General features: G+C 50.5%; 2 rRNA genes. Both read left to right on the top strand.

The features are described from left to right. Positions 1-82 (top strand): 16S ribosomal RNA (locus tag ABID47_RS33565); the annotation flags it as partial. 363 nt (positions 83-445) lie between these two features. Continuing rightward, positions 446-1,244: ribosomal RNA gene (locus ABID47_RS33570) — 23S ribosomal RNA — on the top strand; the annotation flags it as partial.

Genomic DNA, 1,244 nt, shown 5'->3' on the forward strand with positions numbered 1-1,244 from the left:
GCCGCCGAAGGTGGGGTAGATGATTGGGGTGAAGTCGTAACAAGGTAGCCGTATCGGAAGGTGCGGCTGGATCACCTCCTTTCTATGGAGAATCGTTTCCGGAGAGCGGAAACATTCAAATAATAGGCTGACCGTAAGGTCGCCGATACTCACTCGTTGGTCAGTTTTGAGAGTTCAAACTCTCACATACGATTTCCAGAACTTGCTTGTAGCCAAGCGATTCAGGATTTGGTATGATATAAGTCCGGTCGCGAGACTGGATAATTTGATCCTTGAAAACTAGATATCGAAACGAATCTGCGTTTTAGAAATATCCTTTTAGCTGAACTTGTGTCATAACAAGTTAAGTTTTAAAAGTAGCAGACGAGTGTTTTGAACGATGAGAGCCTTTGGCTTTGCGCGCAGCGCAAAACAAGAAAACGAATCGAGCAAAACAGGAGTCAATGGTTAAGCTACTAAGAGCACACGGAGGATGCCTAGGCGCTAGGAGCCGATGAAGGACGTGGCGAACAACGATACTGCCTCGGGGAGCTGTAAGCAAGCTTTGATCCGGGGATGTCCGAATGGGGAAACCCGGCTGATGTAATAGTCAGTCACTTCTGTCTGAATACATAGGACAGATTGAGGCATACCAGGGGAACTGAAACATCTAAGTACCCTGAGGAAGAGAAAACAAGAGTGATTCCGTCAGTAGCGGCGAGCGAACGCGGAACAGCCTAAACCGGTCAGCTTGCTGGCCGGGGTTGTGGGACGTCTCACATGGAGTTACAAAGGAATTGGTTAGGCGAAGAGGTCTGGAAAGGCCCGGCATAGAAGGTAAAAGCCCTGTAGCCGAAAGTCAGTTCCCTCCGAGACGGATCCCGAGTAGTGCGGGGCACGTGAAACCCCGTATGAATCTGGCAGGACCATCTGCTAAGGCTAAATACTCCCTAGCGACCGATAGTGAAACAGTACCGTGAGGGAAAGGTGAAAAGCACCCCGGAAGGGGAGTGAAATAGAACCTGAAACCGTGTGCTTACAAGAAGTCAGAGCCCTGTTTATGGGTGATGGCGTGCCTTTTGTAGAATGAACCGGCGAGTTACGTTCCCGTGCAAGGTTAAGGTGAGAAGCCGGAGCCGCAGCGAAAGCGAGTCTGAATAGGGCGACTTGAGTACGTGGACGTAGACCCGAAACCGTGTGATCTACCCCTGTCCAGGGTGAAGGTGCGGTAACACGCACTGGAGGCCCGAACCCACGAATGTTGA

It is taken from the genome of Paenibacillus favisporus (assembly GCF_040545415.1).
Taxonomy (GTDB): domain Bacteria; phylum Bacillota; class Bacilli; order Paenibacillales; family Paenibacillaceae; genus Paenibacillus_AQ; species Paenibacillus_AQ favisporus.